The sequence below is a fragment of the Mesorhizobium sp. NFR06 genome (assembly GCF_900115245.1).
Classification (GTDB): Bacteria; Pseudomonadota; Alphaproteobacteria; order Rhizobiales; family Rhizobiaceae; genus Mesorhizobium.
Window position 1 is genome coordinate 48,528 of record NZ_FOVT01000001.1, and the last position, 15,347, is coordinate 63,874.

Annotated in this window: 16 protein-coding genes; 9 read left to right on the forward strand and 7 right to left on the reverse strand. The window is 64.6% G+C overall.

Going from position 1 to position 15,347, the window contains the following annotated elements; all coding sequences use genetic code 11:
* From F3H96_RS00255 to F3H96_RS00270, 4 genes are read right to left on the reverse strand one after another with little or no spacing between them, the layout of a single operon-like run.
* Entirely contained in the window at positions 1-810 is an 810-nt protein-coding gene (locus F3H96_RS00255; protein ID WP_149789940.1) for a 3-methyl-2-oxobutanoate hydroxymethyltransferase, read from the reverse strand.
* Positions 811-846: 36 nt separating this feature from the next.
* Positions 847-2,079: an FAD-dependent oxidoreductase gene (locus F3H96_RS00260; RefSeq protein WP_149789941.1), complete on the reverse strand. Its 1,233-nt coding sequence runs from the start codon at positions 2,077-2,079 to the stop codon at positions 847-849.
* A 5-nt stretch (positions 2,080-2,084) separates the two neighbouring features.
* Positions 2,085-2,399, reverse strand: coding sequence for a MocE family 2Fe-2S type ferredoxin (locus F3H96_RS00265; RefSeq protein ID WP_149789942.1), 315 nt, complete (start codon positions 2,397-2,399; stop codon positions 2,085-2,087).
* Between the two features lie 36 nt (positions 2,400-2,435).
* Complete coding sequence (locus tag F3H96_RS00270; protein WP_149789943.1) at positions 2,436-3,533, reverse strand: fatty acid desaturase family protein; 1,098 nt, start codon at positions 3,531-3,533, stop codon at positions 2,436-2,438.
* A 171-nt stretch (positions 3,534-3,704) separates the two neighbouring features.
* On the opposite strand from F3H96_RS00270, the gene F3H96_RS00275 reads away from it, so the two are divergent.
* From F3H96_RS00275 to F3H96_RS00305, 7 genes are all read left to right on the forward strand, one after another.
* Complete coding sequence (locus F3H96_RS00275; protein ID WP_149789944.1) at positions 3,705-4,736, forward strand: LacI family DNA-binding transcriptional regulator; 1,032 nt, start codon at positions 3,705-3,707, stop codon at positions 4,734-4,736.
* Positions 4,737-5,077: 341 nt separating this feature from the next.
* On the forward strand, positions 5,078-6,019 hold the full coding sequence (locus F3H96_RS00280; protein ID WP_149789945.1) for a sugar ABC transporter substrate-binding protein: 942 nt from the start codon (positions 5,078-5,080) through the stop codon (positions 6,017-6,019).
* A 135-nt stretch (positions 6,020-6,154) separates the two neighbouring features.
* Positions 6,155-7,231 carry an ABC transporter permease gene (locus F3H96_RS00285; protein ID WP_149789946.1) on the forward strand — a complete coding sequence of 359 codons (1,077 nt, stop codon included), beginning with the start codon at positions 6,155-6,157 and terminating at the stop codon, positions 7,229-7,231.
* 2 nt (positions 7,232-7,233) lie between these two features.
* On the forward strand, positions 7,234-8,004 hold the full coding sequence (locus tag F3H96_RS00290; protein WP_149789947.1) for an ATP-binding cassette domain-containing protein: 771 nt from the start codon (positions 7,234-7,236) through the stop codon (positions 8,002-8,004).
* An 81-nt stretch (positions 8,005-8,085) separates the two neighbouring features.
* On the forward strand, positions 8,086-9,078 hold the full coding sequence (gene iolG / locus F3H96_RS00295) for an inositol 2-dehydrogenase (RefSeq protein ID WP_149789948.1): 993 nt from the start codon (positions 8,086-8,088) through the stop codon (positions 9,076-9,078).
* A gap of 93 nt (positions 9,079-9,171) precedes the next feature.
* On the forward strand, positions 9,172-9,966 hold the full coding sequence (locus F3H96_RS00300; RefSeq protein WP_149789949.1) for an SDR family oxidoreductase: 795 nt from the start codon (positions 9,172-9,174) through the stop codon (positions 9,964-9,966).
* A 208-nt stretch (positions 9,967-10,174) separates the two neighbouring features.
* Positions 10,175-11,266, forward strand: coding sequence for a 3-deoxy-7-phosphoheptulonate synthase (locus F3H96_RS00305; protein ID WP_149789950.1), 1,092 nt, complete (start codon positions 10,175-10,177; stop codon positions 11,264-11,266).
* 20 nt (positions 11,267-11,286) lie between these two features.
* On the opposite strand, the gene F3H96_RS00310 is transcribed toward F3H96_RS00305, so the two are convergent.
* A complete protein-coding gene (locus tag F3H96_RS00310) occupies positions 11,287-11,922 on the reverse strand; it encodes a LysE family translocator (protein WP_149789951.1) in 636 nt (211 codons plus the stop codon).
* A gap of 127 nt (positions 11,923-12,049) precedes the next feature.
* Between F3H96_RS00310 and F3H96_RS00315 the strand changes: the two genes are divergently transcribed.
* Complete coding sequence (locus tag F3H96_RS00315; RefSeq protein WP_149789952.1) at positions 12,050-12,754, forward strand: YafY family protein; 705 nt, start codon at positions 12,050-12,052, stop codon at positions 12,752-12,754.
* An 81-nt stretch (positions 12,755-12,835) separates the two neighbouring features.
* On the opposite strand, the gene F3H96_RS00320 is transcribed toward F3H96_RS00315, so the two are convergent.
* Positions 12,836-13,636 carry a class I SAM-dependent methyltransferase gene (locus tag F3H96_RS00320; RefSeq protein WP_149789953.1) on the reverse strand — a complete coding sequence of 267 codons (801 nt, stop codon included), beginning with the start codon at positions 13,634-13,636 and terminating at the stop codon, positions 12,836-12,838.
* A 111-nt stretch (positions 13,637-13,747) separates the two neighbouring features.
* Between F3H96_RS00320 and F3H96_RS00325 the strand changes: the two genes are divergently transcribed.
* On the forward strand, positions 13,748-14,134 hold the full coding sequence (locus F3H96_RS00325) for a hypothetical protein (protein ID WP_149789954.1): 387 nt from the start codon (positions 13,748-13,750) through the stop codon (positions 14,132-14,134).
* A gap of 66 nt (positions 14,135-14,200) precedes the next feature.
* Here the strand turns inward: F3H96_RS00325 and F3H96_RS00330 are convergent, their stop codons facing one another.
* The gene (locus tag F3H96_RS00330; RefSeq protein ID WP_149789955.1) at positions 14,201-15,286 is read right to left on the reverse strand and encodes a nitronate monooxygenase; all 1,086 of its coding nucleotides are present in this window, start codon (positions 15,284-15,286) and stop codon (positions 14,201-14,203) included.
* Positions 15,287-15,347: the final 61 nt, after the last annotated feature.

Below are 15,347 nucleotides of genomic sequence, written 5' to 3' on the forward strand. Positions count from 1 at the left end.
TCAGTAGCCTTCCGAAGCCAAGAACGCCTCGAATTTTTGCAATTCCTCCGGATTAGCCTCGACCATGTGTCGTGGCTCCGGATAGGCGCCCGACTGGATATCTTCGGCATATTCGCGGAAGGCGGCGATGCGTTCGTTCTGCAGGCGGTCGAACTCAGCCGCGAAGTCGCGATAGCGCTTGGCATGGCGCGGATAGCGGCCGCGATTGCTGCCGAGCACGTCCTCCGAGAACAGATATTGCGCGTCGCAGCCGGCACCAGCGCCCATCGAGATCATGATCAGCGGCGTGCGCTGCGAGATCGCGCTTGCAACGCTGGCCGGCACCACCTCGATCTCGGCGGCGAAGGCGCCGGCGGCCTCGAGGTCCTTCACCTGTTTCCACACGAAAGCGGCACTTTCGGCCGTCTTGCCGACCGCTTTGAAGCCGCCGGTCCAGGTCGCATGCGCCGGGATCAGGCCGACATGGCCGCAGACCGGAATGTGCTCGTCGCGCAGCCGGCGGATTGTCTGCAGGCTGGCTGAGCAATACATGGCGTCGGCGCTCGCCGCGCGCAGCGTCACCGCCATGCGCAGGATCTCGTCGGTGGTTGCGCCCAGCTTCACGCGTTCGTCGCCTGGAATGGCAAAGCAGGTCGGCGCGGCGTCGCGAAAACGCGGATCGAACATCACATCATAGGTGACCGAGATCATGTCGATGCCGGCGCGCTCGGCGGCCTCCGCCTCCTCCAGCGAGAAGACGCGGAGCTTCGACAGCTGCCGCTTGCCCTTCAGCGACTGCAAATCGGCGATGGTCGGTCTGCTGCGCGCCATATCCCTTGGTCCCTCGATGCCGGTTGGAGTGGCGGACTACGCCGCCAGCAGCGACTTCAGCTTGACCGCTTGCGAGCCGAGCGCCTCCGGCGCCGGCGTTGCCCGTTTCGCGATCAGCATCTCCGCCAGGCGGATGTCGCGCGCCACCGCATTGCCGGGGCCGATGCCGCTGGCGGCGACCAGCCTGCCGTCCGCGGCGAGATGGAACAGGATGAAGGCGCCGTCGTCGAGGTCGCGCCGCACGATCGTGCGGCCCTCGTCCGAAAGCCCGGCGATCTGCAGCGTCAGCCCGTATTGATCCGACCAGAACCAGGGCACGGCGGCATGCGGCTCGTTGGTGCCCAGCATGTTCTTCGCGGCTAAAGCGCCCTGTTCCTGGGCGTTGCGCCAGGCTTCCAGCCGCACCCGCCGCCCGCCATAGATGGCCAGTGGGAACGAGCAGCAATCGCCGGCGGCAAGGATATCGGGATCCTCTGTGCGCAGCGTTCCGTCGACGGCAATCCCGTTGTCGATTGTGAGTCCGGCTTCGGCGGCAAGCGCCGTCACCGGCACGGCGCCGATGCCGATCACCGCGAGATCGGCGGCGACTTGCTGACCGTCGGCAAGCGTGACGCGAACCTCGGCGCCGTCATCGGCAATCGCCGCGATGCCCTGGCCGGCGCGGATGGAAACGCCCTCGGCTTCATGCGCCCTGTGGATGATCTCCGCGATCTCGGCCGGCACGCCGCGCATCAGGATGCGCGGCTGCGCCTCTATGACGGTGACAGCGGCGCCGAGCTTGCGCGCCGCTGCGGCAAGTTCCAGCCCGATGAAACCGCCGCCGATGATGGCGACGCGGTTGCCGGCGCTGAGATGGGCGCGGATGGCCAGTGCGTCGTTGAAGGTCCTCAGATAGACGCAGCGGCCGCCCAAACCCGGCATCGGCAGCTTGCGCGGCACGGATCCGGTCGCCAGCAGCAGCTTGTCATAGGCAAGCGAGGAACCGTCCGACAGGCGCACGGCATGCGCGGCGCGGTCGATCGCAACGGCCCGGATGGAACGGATGTGCTGGATCGAGCGCTCGGCCAAAAGTTCGTCGCTGACGATCGCCTTGATGATGAGCGGCGCCTCGCTGATCATCGCTTCCTTCGACAGCGGCGGCCGCTCATAGGGCAGATGCGGCTCGTCGCCCACCAGCGTCACCGGCCCGTCGAAGCCGAGGTCGCGCAGGGCGAGCGCCGCGCGCCCGCCGCACTCGCCTGCGCCGATGATCACCATCCCCGCCTGCATGGCGATCACCCGACCTGAATGAGGACTTTGCCGGCGTCGACCCTGACCGGATAGGTCTTGAGGTTGACGCAGACCGGCGCGCCGCGCGCGTCGCCGGTCTTGTAGTTGAAGCGTCCGTTGTGCTTTGGGCACTCGATGATGTCGTCCATCACCAGCCCGTCGGCCAGATGCACCTTTTCATGCGTGCACAGGCCGTCGGTCGCGAAATACTCGTCGTCCGGGCTGCGGTAGATGGCGAAGGTGCGGCCGCCATGGTCGAACCGCATCACGTCCTCTTCATCGATGTCTCCGGCCGCGCAGGCTTCGACCCAGTCGCTCATCTCGTCCTCCGGCGAATGTCCTGAATATTGTGAGGGTCACTCCGCGGCGGCAGCCATCGGAACGTCGTTGTGCAGTTCTTCGCGATAGGGCCGCGCCGTCGGCGGCAGCGCGCGTTTGATGAAATAGTCCTCGTTGCGCAATTGGCGCAGGAAGGCCGGGATCATTTCGCGATAGCCGGCCAGGATCGACGGCGTCGGAGCCGGCAGATCGTGCTTGATCACGTCATGCAGCTTCGGCAGCGCGTGATAGGGCACCATCGGGAACATGTGGTGCTCCACATGGTAATTCATGTTCCAGTAGATGAAGCGGCTGATCGGGTTCATATAGACTGTGCGGCTGTTGAGCCGGTGATCGGTGACGTTCTCGGCCAGTCCGCCATGCTGCAAAAGGCCGACCATCACATGATGCCAGGCGCCGTAAAGCCTGGGCAGGCCGACCAGCATCAACGGCAGCAACGAGCCGCAATAGAACGCCAGCGCGATCGTCGCGGCGTAGATCGCCGTCCAGATACGGGCGATACGGATCGCCTTCGGCTGCTCCTGCTCGGGAATGAAGGTCTTCTCCGCGGCGCTGACGATGCCGGCAGCGTTGCGCAGCATGTCGGTCATCGCATGCCAGGCGTCGAGGATGCCGAAGAAATTGAGCACCAGGCGCAGAAGGTCCGGCGGCCGCATCACGGAAATTTCGGGATCGCGGCCGACGATGATGGTGTCGGTGTGATGGCGCGTGTGGCTCCAGCGCCAGGTCACCGGATTGCGCATGATCATGAAGCAGGCGATCTGGTAGACGGCGTCGTTCATCCACTGGGTTCGGAAGGCCGTGCCGTGGCCGCATTCGTGCCAGCGGGAATCGGTCGAGGAGCCGTAGAGCACGCCATAGACGAAGAAGAATGGCACGCACCACCAGCTGCCCCAGAACCAGGCGCCGCCGACGCCGCTGAGGATCAGCGCACCGAGCCAGATGATGGTGTCGCGGATCGCCGGCTGGTCCGAGCGCTGCATCAATTCCTTCATCTGCTTGCGCGGGATTTCGGTGTGGTACCACTCGGCCGCTGCCAGCCCGGTCTCGACAGCGCGCTTGGCGTCGCGGCCGGTCAGGCTGTAGTCGCGTGCCGATGCCGCCGAAGACGTCATCGAGTTCCTCCATCAGCGCTGGCGCATGGCTCCGGTAAGTCGGGCCCCGCTCATGGCTGGCTTCCACTTCAACATACCGCCAGCCTATGATAGGCTCAACATCAGAAAGATAGTTTCTATCATTTCCTATCAGAATGAGATATGGTCAGCCGGACAAGCGATGGAGCACTCATGGTAAAGCGGCCGACCATTACCGATCTCGCGCGCGTCTCGGGCGTCAGTGTCGCCACGGTCGACAGGGTGCTGAACAGTCGCTTGCCGGTGCGCGAGGAGACGGCGCGCCGGGTCTATGAGGCCGCCACCGAGATCGGCTATCACGCGGCCGGATTGATCAAGCAGCGCATGCGCCAGGAATTGCCGGAATACCGGCTCGGCTTCCTGCTGCTCAGGGGCAATGATGTCTTCTACGGCGATTTCGCCAGGGAACTCGAGCTGGCGGTCTCGCAATCGCAACGTTTTCGTGGCGTTGCGACGATAGATTTCGCCGCTTCGTTGGCGCCCGACGAAATCGCCGATCAGATGCGCAAGCTGGCGGTGAGATCCAGAGCCATCGCCGTCGTCGGCCCGGACCATCCGAACCTCACGGCGGTGGTGGAGACGCTGAAGGCGAGGGGGCAGCCGGTCTTCTCGTTGCTGTCGGACTTCGCCGCCGGCATCCGCGAGGGCTATGTCGGTCTCGACAACCGAAAGGTGGGCCGAACCGCGGCCTGGATGATCGCCAGGGCCGCGAAAAAACCCGGCAAGGTCGCGCTCTTCGTCGGCAGCCATCGCTTCCACGGCCATGAACTGCGCGAGATCGGCTTCCGCTCCTATTTCCGCGAGCATGCACCGGACTTCACCGTGATGGAGACGTTGGTCAACCTCGAGGCCAACGACGTGACGCATGACGCCATGCTCGAGCTTCTGGCGCGCCATCCGGACCTTGCCGGCTGCTACGTGGCCGGCGGCGGCATGGAAGGCGCGGTCGCGGCGCTGAGGGCGGCGGCACCGGTGCAGATGCCGGTCGTCGTCTGCAACGAGATCAACGCCGCATCGCGCGCCGCTCTTGCCGACAACATCCTCACCATGGTGATCTCGACGCCGCTCGCGGCGCTCTGCCGCGAGCTCGTCGGGCGGATGGCGCATGCCATCGAAAGCGGCGCCGCCAATGCGCCGGGACAGACTTTCCTGCCCTTCGACATCTATCTGCCGGAAAACATCTAGTCCGCCCGGAATGATGGAATTCATCAACCTGATGGATTCTTTCATAGATGATCCGCCGCGATTCGGAGGCGGACCTCGACTATCGTGGCCCTCACTGCGCTCATTGCGATCGAAAAACCGGCGCCTCGGTCGGAATCTCCCTTGACGTTTCCCAAACGAAATGGAATAAATATTTCACCAACTAGGCGTTTTGGTTCTTTCGTTCCGGAGTGGCCGTTCGAACGGAGGAGAGGCGTTCCATCAAACTGGCAACGCCGCGTGGCCGCAGGGAGAGATTCCCCGGGCAAACCGGGGATTCCGGTTCAATGGGTGCAGCCGGACACCAAGTGGAGGAGAATAAAATGAAGAAACTGCTTTTGGGCGTCGCGCTTTCGGCGCTGATGTGTTCATCCGCCTTCGCCGCCAAGATCGGCGTGTCGATGGCGCGTTTCGACGACAACTTCCTGACCGTGCTGCGCAACGGCATGATCGCCCAGGCCAAGGGCATGAGCGATGTCCAGCTGCAGGTCGAGGACGCGCAGAACGATGTGGCCAAGCAACTCGACCAGATCAAGAACTTCGCGGCTTCGGGCGTCGACGCGATCATCGTCAACCCGGTCGACACCTCGGCCACCCAGGCGATGTCGGACGCGGCTGCAGCCGCCAAGATCCCGCTGGTCTATGTCAACCGCGAGCCGGTCAACGTCAATTCGCTACCGGACAACCAGGCTTTCGTCGCTTCGAACGAGGCTGATTCCGGCACGCTCGAGACCAAGGAAATCTGCCGCCTGTTCAAGGAGGCCGGCAAGAAGGAAGCCAATGTCTATGTCATCATGGGCGAGCTGTCGAACCAGGCCGCCCAGCAGCGCACCAAGGACATCGACGAAGTCATCGCCACGCCGGATTGCAGCTTCATCAAGATCATCGACAAGCAGACCTCGAACTGGCAGCGCGATCAGGCACAGAACCTGATGACCAACTGGCTGTCGACCGGCAAGCCGTTCGACGGCGTCATCGCCAACAACGACGAAAGCGCCATCGGCGCCATCCAGGCGATGAAAGCCGCCAACATCGACATGAAGTCGGTGATCGTCGGCGGCGTCGACGCCACCCAGGACGCCCTGGCCGCGATGCAGGCTGGCGACCTCGATGCAACCGTCTTCCAGGACGCCGCCGGCCAGGGTGCCGGTGCGCTCGATGCGGCGCTGAAGCTCGCCAAGGGCGAGAAGGTGGAACACAAGGTCTACATCCCGTTCCAGCTTGTCACCCCGGCTAACATCGACAAGTTCTTGAAGAAGAACTGAGGCTGCGCTTCTCGAGGAGCGGCGCGCCGACGTATCGGATTGGCTGAATCGCGGCCGCTGGCGATGCGGCGTCGCTCCCCTTTTCTCCTGCCCGCCGGGCGGGAGAGCGGGCGCGGTCATTCGGAGGAAGAAGACGTGGCACAGACATCACATGGCGTTGGCGGGCTGAGCTATGATGCCAAGAAGCGCCCTTGGCCGGCCGAGTTCAACGTTTTCCTGGCGCTCGTCATCCTGGTGGGCCTGTTCGAATTGATTGGCCGCGTCTTTCTCGGCGACAGTTTCCTGTTCAACACGCGCCCGAACATCGACGCGATCTTCAACCAGCAGCGCCTGCAGATCATTATCCTGCAGGTGTCGATCGTCGGTATCATCGCCATCGGCGTCACCCAGGTCATCATCAGCGGCGGCATCGACCTGTCCTCCGGCTCGGTCGTCGGCGCCACCGCCATGATCGCCATGAGCTTTGCCCAGGTGGCGACGGTCAACGGCAACCCCAACCCCAAGGCCATGTTCCTTGCCTATGGCTGGATCGATTTGCCGGTCATCGTGCCCTTGCTTGTCGCCATCGGCTGCGGCCTGATCGCCGGTCTGGTCAACGGCATGTTGATCGCCTACACGCGCATTCCACCCTTCATCGCCACGCTCGGCATGATGGTGACCGCGCGCGGCGTCGCCAAATGGTGGTCCAAGGGCGAGCCGATCTCCTTTCCGACCGAAAGTTTCGCGGCAATCGGCAAGGGCCTGATGCCCGTCGTCATCTTCATTTCGCTGGCAATCCTGTTCCAGCTCATCTTGACCTACACGAAATACGGCAAGCACTGCTATGCCATCGGCTCCAACGAGGACGCCGCGCGCATGTCCGGCATCAAGATCGCCAACCACAAGGTGCTGGTCTACGTCATCGCCGCCATCCTCGCCTCGCTCGCCGCGGTCGTGCTCTGCTCCAAGAACCTCACCGCCCAGTCCGGGATGGGCGTGATGTACGAACTCGACGCCATCGCCATGGCCGTCATCGGCGGCGTCTCGCTGTCGGGCGGCCGCGGCTCGATCATCGGCACCGTGATCGGCTCGCTGATCTTCGGCGTCATCATCTCCGGCTTCACCTTCCTGCGCCTCGACGCCTACTATCAGGAGATGGTCAAAGGTGTGATCATCGTCGGCGCGGTCGTTCTCGATCAATGGCGCCAGCGCCGTCGCGCGATAGGAGCTTGACCATGTCCGACATCGTTCTGAAGACCGAAAACCTCACCAAGCACTATGGTGGCGTGCACGCGCTGCAGGAGGCCAATTTCGAGCTGCGCAAGGGCGAGCATGTCGCCATCATGGGCGACAACGGCGCCGGCAAGTCGACCTTCGTGCGCCAGATCACCGGCGTCGAGCAGCGCACCGACGGCAAGATCTGGTTCGACGGCAAGGAAGTGAACTTCGCCGGACCGATCGAGGCGCGCGAAGCGGGCATCGAGACCGTGTTCCAGAACCTTGCCCTGGCCGACGACCTCGACGTGCCGTCCAACCTGTTCCTCGGCCGCGAGAAAGTCCTGTTCAACCTCGGGCCCTTCTCCATCCTCGACCGCAAGGCGATGCGCAAGGCGACCGAAGCGGCGCTCGTCCGCACGGCTGTTAAGATCCCGAACCTGTCCAGCACCATCCGCCACATGTCGGGCGGCCAACGCCAGTGCGTGGCGATAGCGAGAACCGCGACCTTCGCCTCCAAGCTGATCATCATGGACGAGCCGACGGCAGCACTCGGCGTGCAGGAGACGGCCCAGGTCGAAAACATCATCCGCACGCTGAAGGAAAACGGCGAGCCGCTGATCCTGATCAGCCACAACATGCGCCAGGTGTTCGACCTGGTCGACCGCATCGTCGTCTTCCGCCGCGGCAAGATCGTCGCCAATCTGCGCAAGCAGGACACTGACGGCAACGACATCGTCGCCTACATCACCGGCGCGAAGACCGGACAGGCGGAACTCCAGGCCGCCTGAGGGGCGCCACGACGGGACCAACCAATCGTCCGCGCCTAAAGGCGCGGACCGCCTTTAAAAACCATCCCCAAAGGACATACCATGACCCTCCGTTTCGCTCTTCTCGGCGCCGGCCGCATCGGCAAGGTGCATGCCCGCGCCGTTGGTTCCAACCCTCAGGCCAAACTGGCGGCCGTGGCGGACGCCTTCGAGAAAGCGGCGACGGATCTGGCATCGGCTTATGGCGCCGAGGTACGCACGATCGATGCCATCGAGAAGGCCAAGGACATCGACGCCGTCATCATCTGCACGCCGACCGATACCCATGCCGACCTGATCGAGCGCTTCGCCAAGGCCGGCAAGGCGATCTTCTGCGAGAAGCCGATCGACCTCGACGTCAAGCGCGTCGAGCAATGCCTGGCCGTGGTCGAGAAGGCTGGCGCCACGCTGATGGTCGGCTTCAACCGCCGCTTCGACCCGCATTTCGCCGCCGTGCGCAAGGCGATCGACGACGGCGCCATCGGCACGGTCGAGATGGTCACCATCACGTCGCGCGATCCCGGTCCGCCGCCGCTCGACTACATCGCCCGCTCGGGCGGCATTTTTCGCGACATGACCATCCATGACTTCGACATGGCGCGTTTCCTGCTCGGCGAGGAGCCGGTAGCCGTCAGCGCCCATGCCTCGGTCCTGGTCGACAAGAAGATCGGCGAAGCGGGCGACTTCGACTCGGTCAGCGTCATCCTCGAAACCGCGTCCGGCAAGCAGGCCGTGATCTCCAATTCGCGCCGCGCCACCTATGGCTACGACCAGCGCATCGAGGTGCACGGCTCGAAGGGCATGGTCGCGGCCGAGAACCAGCGGCCGGTGTCGATCGAACTCGCCAACGACAAGGGTTATACGCGCCCGCCACTGCATGATTTCTTCATGACCCGCTACATCGACGCCTACGCCAACGAGATCGCCTCCTTCATCGCCGCCAAGAGCGCCGGCAAGAAGGCCTCGCCGAGCGGCAAGGACGGGCTGGTTGCGTTGAAGCTGGCGGACGCGGCGCTGAAGTCGGCCAAGACCGGCACGACCGTCCGCGTCGACTAGGTGAATTGATTCAGGTGAGGCCGCTCTGCAACGGTGGCCTGGCCTGAATCCCGACACACCGGACCATTTGGAACGCAAGCACAGGAGACAGCGATGAACGGTTTGGCCGGTCGCAATTCACAAACGCGCGCCATCGTCACCGGCGGCGCGCAGGGCATCGGCTTCGCCGTTGCCGAGGCGTTGGCCGACGAAGGTTGCCGCGCGCTGGCGCTTATCGGCCGCTCGCAGGAGAAGGGCGACAAGGCGGTGGCCGCGCTGAAGAAGAACGGCGTCGACGCCATCTTCATCAGCGCCGACGTCTCCAAGGTCGCCGACTGCCGGCGCGCGGTTGCCACGGCGGTCGCCCATTTCGGCACTTTGAACGCGCTGGTCAACGCCGCCGCCACCTCGGCGCGCGGCTCGCTGGTCGAGACCACCGAGGAACTCTTTGATCAGATCTTCGACACCAATGTGCGCGGTCCCTTCTTCCTGATGCAGGGCCTGGTCGCGCATCTTCTAGAGCGCAAGGCGCCGGGCTCGATCGTCAATGTTCTGTCGATGTCGGCGCATGCCGGCCAGTCGTTCCTGACGCCCTATTCGACCAGCAAGGGCGCGCTGATGACGCTGACCAAGAATGTCGCCAGCTCGTATCGGAAGAACCGCATCCGCTGCAACGCCGTGCTGCCGGGCTGGATGGACACCGAAGGCGAGGCGATCGTGCAGAAGAAGTGGCACGACGCCCCGGACGACTGGCTGGAAAAGGCCGAGGCAGCACAGCCCATGGGCCAGCTGGTCAAGCCGGCGCAGCTCGCCAGGCTGATCACCTACATGCTGAGCCCCCAGGCCGGCGTCATGACCGGCTCGCTGGTCGACTACGACCAGAACATCGCAGGCGTGATCGGCGAGTAGCATCCGGCACGTGACAACCGTCTTCGCATCGACTATATCAACCGCATGATCCACCTGACCGCCTCGTTTTGGTACTTTTATTCCAGCTCGCTGGCGGCGGGAGGATTGCGCTCGATCTGAAGATTGCAGCATCAAAATCCGACAAGCCGCCAGACCTGGCGGCTTTTTTGTTTCAGCCGGCAGGTCTCCTAACCAGGAGCAGAATGCCGTGTTGACCACCACAGACGACCTTCGGGTCACCGAACTCAAGGTACTGACCACGCCGGACGAGGTGATGCGCGAAATACCGCGCTCGCTCACGGCGACGCGCACCGTTGCCGCTTCGCGCAACGCCATCCATTCCATCCTTTCGGGGGCCGACGATCGACTGGTGGTCATCGTCGGCCCTTGTTCCATCCACGATCCGGTCGCCGCCGTGGACTACGCCAGCCGTCTGGCGGCGCTGCGCGAGGCCCTGGCCGACCGGCTCGAGATCGTCATGCGCGTCTATTTTGAGAAGCCGCGCACCACGGTCGGCTGGAAGGGGCTCATCAACGATCCCGACCTCGATGGCAGCTTCAACATCGACAAGGGCCTGAGGATGGCGCGCAACGTTTTGTCGGCCGTCAACAATCTCGGCCTGCCGGCGGCGACCGAATTCCTCGACATGACGACGCCGCAATACATCGCCGACCTCGTCGCCTGGGGCGCCATCGGCGCACGCACCACCGAAAGCCAGATCCATCGCGAGCTGGCCTCGGGCCTTTCCTGTCCGGTCGGCTTCAAGAACGGTACCGACGGCAATCTCAGGATCGCCGGCGAAGCCGTGAAGTCCGCCGCCCAGCCGCATCATTTCATGGCGGTGACAAAGGGCGGCCGCAGCGCGATCGCGGCGACCACCGGCAATGAGGATTGCCATGTCATCCTGCGCGGCGGCATCACGCCGAACTATGATGCCGCAAGCGTCGACGCCGCTGCTGCCGAGCTCAGCCGTATCGGCGTCGCGCCGCGGCTGATGATCGATGTCAGCCACGCCAACAGCGCCAAGAAGCCGGAAAACCAACCCAAGGTCGCGCATGACGTGGCGGGCCAGGTCGCGGCGGGTGACGAGCGCATCATCGGCGTCATGATCGAGAGCAATCTCGTCGCCGGCCGGCAGGACGTCGTGCCCGGCAAGCCGCTTACCTACGGCCAGAGCATCACCGATGGCTGTATCGACTGGGCGACCACCGAGACGGTGCTGCACGGCCTTGCCGGCGCCGTCGAATGGCGCCGGTCGGTGAAGCGCGAAATGCTCGCCAGCCGGCAGGGCGCGGCCTGAGCGAGGATGGAGGGCGGCGATCACGCCGCCCTCAATCCTTCCCAGGCCGTGAACACCGAAACGACAACCAGCAGCAGCCCGGCCGCGCGTCCGGCGAATATCGTCGCTTGCGGATTGCCGATCAGCAGCCCCCGGCTGCGGCCGGCCGTGATGGCGAGCCCGCCATAGATCGCGGCCTGCGTGGCAAGCGTCAGCAATCCCATGACCGTCGCCTGCAGCCAGATCGGGCCGTAAGCCGGCTTCAGGAATTGCGGATAGACGGCAAGGATGAAGAGGTAGGCCTTCGGGTTGATCAGGCAGGTGACCATTCCCTGGCGAAACGCCTTCCAGGCCGAGCGGCTCCCCGTGGGTCCATCATCGCCGACGGTGATCGAACTGCGCATCAAGCTGATGCCGATATAGGCCATGTAGGCGGCGCCGGCGACCAGCAGCGGCGTGAACAGCATCGGCACGAAATGCATGAGCAGGCCGACACCGATCGCGCCGTTCAGCGTGTGCACCGCGCCGCCCAGCATGATGCCGGCTGTTGCCGCCAGGCCCCTGTTGCCGCCGCCGGTCAGCGCATTGGCCAGCACGAACAGCATGTCCATGCCGGGCACGGCGATGATGCCGAACAAGAGAATGAAGAAGAGCCAGAGATTTTCCGCGTAACTCATGTCAGTTGCCTGTTGCCGCGCTGGCGAAGGCGCAAAAGGAATCTGTTGATTTTCAAGCCGGTAGGCGGCCCTATAGGTCACCCCAACTGACGGGGATGTGTCAGTTGCGTTGCAACCGGGTGAGGAAATGCGCAAGGCCTCGCGTCTGTTCGAGATCATCCAGATCCTGCGTCTGGCCAGAAAACCGGTGACGGCGGCGACGATCGCCGAGCGGCTGGAAGTGACGGTGCGCTCCGTCTATCGCGATATCGCCGCCCTGCAGGCCATGCGCGTGCCGATAGAGGGCGGGCGCGGCATCGGCTACATCCTGCGCCCCGGCTTCGACCTGCCGCCGCTGATGTTTTCCATCGAGGAGATGGAAGCGATCGTGCTGTCGCTGGCGCTGCTCGAACGCACCGGCGACCACGAGCTCAAGCAGGCCGCAAAACGCGTCGGCGCCAAGATCGCCGGCGCGGTGCCGCCGCCCTTGCGGCAGACCCTAGACGCCAACGCGCTCCACGCCTGGGGCTTTGCGGCGCCTTCCGCTTCCGCCGTTGACCTCGCGCTGGTCCGCCGCGTGATCCGCGATGAGGAGAAGCTCAGCCTTTCCTATCGCGACGAGGCGGGACGGCCGACCGAACGCATCATCCGCCCGATCGCGCTGATCTATTATGCCGAGACAGCCAACATCGTCGCCTGGTGCGAACTGCGCCAGGCCATCCGCAATTTCCGCAGCGACCGCATAGCGGATTGCCGGCCGACCGGCCTGTGGTTCAAGGGCGAAGGCGACCGGCTGCGGCAGCTGTGGGTCGACGGCTGGGAAATCAATGCCCCGGCCGCTCCAGGCAGCTGACGCGTTGCCGGTTTTCGACCAGCCAGGCGCCTCCACACCGATCGAGCTGCCGGTGCCGACCTGCCGGGCTCGGCATGAATTTCAAGGCACGATGCCGCGACAGGCCCAGGCGACACTGGCGAAGGATCGCGGCCCATCGGGCCGGCCGGCCTGATAGGCATCGCGGACGGCGGCCTCGACGCGCTCCAGCTCGGCCGTATCCAACGTGGTCATGTATTTGCCGAGCGGGCCTTCGCCGGCGGCGATAGGCGCCCAAAAGTCGTCGAAATTCTCGTAATCCATACGGACCATCAGTTCGGCTTCAGTGACGTCGGCGAGGCCTTGCTCGACAAACGTTCGCTTCATCTCGCCTGGCTGCATCATCGGCTGGAAGCAATAGCGGTTGCGCATCTGGCGCCCGCTTTCGCTGAGCGCCGCCACGGTGTCGATGATCATGCGCATGCCGGGCATGCCGCCGTAATGATCCCAGACCACGGCCGCTGCCACGCCGCCCGGCCGCACCACGCGGCGCATCTCGGCCACCGCCTTGCCGGTCTCCGGCACGAAGTGAAGCACCAGCAGCGCCAGCGAACGGTCGAACGTGCCATCCGCGAATGGCAGCGCCGTGGCGTCGGCTTGGGCGATGGTGATGCGCGGATCGGTGTTGCGCTGCCTGGCCGCCTCGACGAACACCGGCGAGAAGTCGATGGCCTGGATTTCGGTAAGATCGGCCGATTTCGCCAGCTCGAAGGTCAGGCTGCCGGTGCCGCAACCGACATCGAGGATCTTCTCGCCGGCGGCAAGCCCGGCGAAATCGATGAATTTGGTCGCGAGCCGCCGGCTCCAGCGCCCCATCAACTGCTCATAGCCGGACGCTGCATGGACGGTGAAGATGGATGTCATTCAGGATTCCCTCCGCTGGCTTCAGGCTAGACCTCCACGGGGGTTATGCCAAGCGACGACTGCAGCCGATCGTGCCGGATCGAACAAGACGGCCGCAGCAGGCACGCGCAGGTGTTTCGGAACGTCGCTCGCCGGCACATTAACCACCCCGCCGAATTCTCGCGGAAATACGACGCCGAGACCGAACGCCAGGTCGGCCCGTTCTATCGCAACCAGATCGCTGCCGACCGTGCTCGGATCGCCGAGATGAACGCCCTGGCGGAGGGTCTCCCTGTTCCGCCGCCGAACCCGGTCATGGTCCGGCTTCTCGCAGCCGCAAGCGAGGATGCCGACGTGTTCCGCGGCGTGATCGAGATCGCCATGTGCGTTTCGCTGCCGCAGGACGTCATCGCCAGGCCGCATATCGCAGCAAAGCTGGCCGAACTGGACGGCCGCCCCTTGCCGCCGAATGCCAACATCGTCGATCGTGACCGCATGGCATCCCTGCTTGCCGGCTGATCTTTTCGCAATCCAGCGTCGCGCGGGCTAAAAGCTCATCGGGGACGTCGACGACGGAGACTTCGCTCACGCAGGCGTCGTTTTGCCGGTCGAGAGGGCGTCGAACACTTCGCCCGTTTCGGCCACGAGCGTTCGCACCAGTTGGCCGGCCGGAAGCTCCCTGTTCAGCGCCGCCGCCTGGCCGTAGAGATGAAAGGCGAAGTCTCCCCTCGCGTCAGCGTTGCTGAGCGGGGCGCTGAGAACAATCATTTGCGGGAAGTCCGGAAGTTGCGTCCGGCTCTGCTCCATCTCCAGCGCGTAACGCGTGCGTTTCGCCCGCGCGGCACGGCCCGAGAAGGCATCGGTGACCATCGTGTCCATGTCCGTCGCGGAGCGGATCAGCGCGCGGCGCGGTCCGTCCGTGCCGGCTTCGTCGCAGGACAGGAAGCCCGTGCCGATTTGCACGCCGCTGGCGCCAAGCGCGAAAGCGGCCGCTATGCCTCGGCCGTCGGCAATGCCTCCCGCGGCAATGACCGGGAGATTGACGGCATCGACGACCTGGGGAACCAGCGCCATCGTGCCCACGCCATCGCCAGGACTGTTGGGAGCATGCGAACCCCGATGGCCTCCCGCCTCCCAACCCTGGGCTATGACCGCGTCGGCTCCACTGTCGGCAAGCTTCAACGCCTCGGCGACGTTCGTCGCGGTGCTGAGGATCACGATTCCTGCCGTTTTCAGCCTGTCGACGGCAGTCGAATCCGGCATGCCGAAGTGGAAGCTCACGACCGGCGGCCGGATCTCGAGCACCAGATCAAGTCTGGCGTCGTCGAAGCCCGGCCCCATCGGCGGAAGCCTCGCCGGCGGTTCGCCGAGCGCCAGTTCCTCGTAGTAGGGCCGCAGCCTTTCGATGGCACTCGCCAGCACGGCATCGCTGGTGCCTGGTTGCGGGCAGACGAAGAAATTGAGGTTGAACGGACGCTCGGTCGAGGCGCGCAGCTGTCGGGCAGCGTGGCGCAAGCCGTCCGGCAGCATCGATGCGCAGCCGAGCGAGCCCAACCCTCCGGCATTGCTTACCGCCGCGGCGAGTTCCGGCGTCGCCGAGCCGGCCATCGGGGCCTGGATGATGGGATGCTCGATCTTCAAGAGATCGCATAGACGTCGGTTCGGCCACATGAGCGTCTTTCCCGTGTCGAAGGAAGAGCGTTGGCAGCACCAACATACGCCCGCAGCCGGG